Origin of the sequence: Geobacillus sp. YHL, assembly GCF_022341265.1 — a bacterium.
Taxonomy (GTDB): domain Bacteria; phylum Bacillota; class Bacilli; order Bacillales; family Anoxybacillaceae; genus Geobacillus; species Geobacillus thermoleovorans.
In genome coordinates this window covers 1-2245 of sequence record NZ_JAEIGB010000043.1, presented here as the reverse complement: position 1 = coordinate 2245, position 2245 = coordinate 1, and the positions used below count along the sequence as shown (strand labels likewise).

The 2245-nt window shown below is 33.4% G+C and carries 2 protein-coding genes; both read left to right on the top strand.

Annotation, left to right across the window (positions count from 1 at the left end; all coding sequences use genetic code 11):
- Positions 1 to 131 precede the first annotated feature (131 nt).
- Entirely contained in the window at positions 132 to 1385 is a 1254-nt protein-coding gene (locus tag JCR24_RS17410) for a hypothetical protein (RefSeq protein ID WP_033026699.1), read from the top strand.
- On the top strand, positions 1378 to 2124 hold the full coding sequence (locus JCR24_RS17405; RefSeq protein ID WP_033026696.1) for a hypothetical protein: 747 nt from the start codon (positions 1378 to 1380) through the stop codon (positions 2122 to 2124). Before JCR24_RS17410 ends, JCR24_RS17405 begins: the two co-directional genes overlap by 8 nt.
- The last annotated feature ends 121 nt before the right edge of the window (positions 2125 to 2245 follow it).

Sequence of the window (2245 nt, the reverse complement as noted above, 5' to 3'; positions counted from 1 at the left end):
GGTCGGGTTTGAAGTGGCACTCGATGGCATCTTGTTGGCTTATTCCTTGGTCACACTAGGGCTGGTTGAGCGCTGACACTCAACTAGCACCACGGGTTGATATTATTTTATTTGAGATTTAGGAGGGCTTTATGAAATTTCCTTTTATTGTTTATTCCAATTTATCGCCAAAACTAATTGAGAGATGGGAAAAATATTATAATAATCCGACAAACGAATATGAACGTAAAGTTGAAGAGGGTCTATGGCGTAGAACTCAAAATGAAGAAAATAAAGAAGAATCAGGATGGAAAAGCGATCTAGATGCTAGGAGAAGAATGCTGCACTATCGACATCATTATGATGTGATAACTGACAGCAATGGAAATAGGCATCTTGCATTAGTTAGCACCTATCTATGGCTACATTTATGTTTTCCTGAAGATGAGTTAGAAGATTATAAGAAATCTATATCAGTTGGTTTAGAAATGGGAGGATGGAATTTATTAAGTAGCTCTCCAAGGTTATCATTTTATGAGAAGGGAGATTTATTATTAAAAATCGAATTATTCAATCAAAAAGAGCAAGATATAAAATCAAGCAGAACATTCCCTGAATCGTACAGAATATTGGAAGCTACAATACATAATAAAGCATATACTATTGACCAAGAGTTTGAATCAAGACCTTGGGCTATTTTGGACTCAGGAATTCGTAAAAAAGATGTCAGAAGTGAAAAGTTTGAAGAAATATCGTATCAAAAAATTCTAGATTATCTACCTGCTCAGTTTGAAATAGGATGTGGTCCATCAATTGAGGCTGGAATTCCACCACTTCATTTCTTACATCATGTGTACTATGTAACTAATAAAAAAGATCATACTTTTATTTTAGGAAGTAAAGAAGATCGATTACTTTATGAAATATTATCCAATACAGAGGGAAAATATATTAATATGGTGGAAATGTATTTAAAATGCTTTATTTCAGAGCCAACTCCATTTTATAAAGGGTTGAAAATTTTGGAGGAAATGGGTTGTCTTGTTGGACCTATCATCACAAATAATTTTGATGGCTTGGTGACAAGAGTCGGATTAAAAGAAAAATATATTAGGCGTTTCGAAGAAACTCATATTATACCGGAGATAGATTTCCATCCTGATGCCAGATCATTAATAGTAGTAGGAAGTCACGCAGATAGAAGGAAAGTAAGAGCTGCTGCCAGAAAAAAGGGATTAAAAATTATTTATATAGACCCTGAAGGATATTCTGAAGATGAAGAATTTATTCCTTATCCATTAGAGTCATTGGAGGCAGACGATATTCTTATCAGAGAAAGCGCAAGTATAGCAATGGAAAATATAATTGCAGCAATTAAAGGAAAGAGGGCGCTTATTAATGTCTAAAGTTATTATTCAAAATATTAAGAGTAAAATAACCGCATTTTATCATGGAGAAACAATTGAACTAAATGAACGAGATAAAAGGGAAATTAATGAATATTGGGAAAAACTTATTAACGATGGACGTCCACTTATTAGGGGGGCTGTATTTACTATTTTAGATATTAGTAATAGTCATAATGAATTAAATATTAATTTATCATTAACTGACTATGCTCATTACATGTATACAATAAATAACCCAGGTAGATTAACGCGGGAATGTATGGTAGTCTTTACTTCGGCTTTAGTCGAAACAGTTGATGGTTATTTAGTCATTGGAGAAATGGGAAGTCACACATCTACACCTAGAAGATTACAGTGTCCAGGTGGAGGAATTGATAAAAGTGATATCAAAGGAAGAATTGTAGATTTCGAGGGTAATATTGTAAGTGAGCTAGCTGAGGAGCTTGGAATTGAGCAAGGAATCGACTATCACAAAGTGATTCCCAAATATATAAAAACCGGGGGAGATAATAATTTTGTAGCTATTATTTTCTATGTGAATATTTCCTTGACAAAAGATGAACTTCAAAGAAGATTCGAAATACTAAAATCTTCTAAACAAAGTGAATTTCAATCACTTCAGTTCATTGAAAAGAAAAAATGTGCTGATTTTTCTAAAATAAATAAAAAGCCTGTCGTTGATTATCTATATCCTTTACTCTATAAAGTACAAGAAGATGCTTCGAGAGAGGGATAGTATAATGAAAAATATATTAGTCTTCACGAGTGTTGATTATCCAAAATTATACATACGCCTTCCATAAATTTGGGCATACTCAAACAAAGCAGCGGCCATCCCGGATTTCCAATCGAGAGGA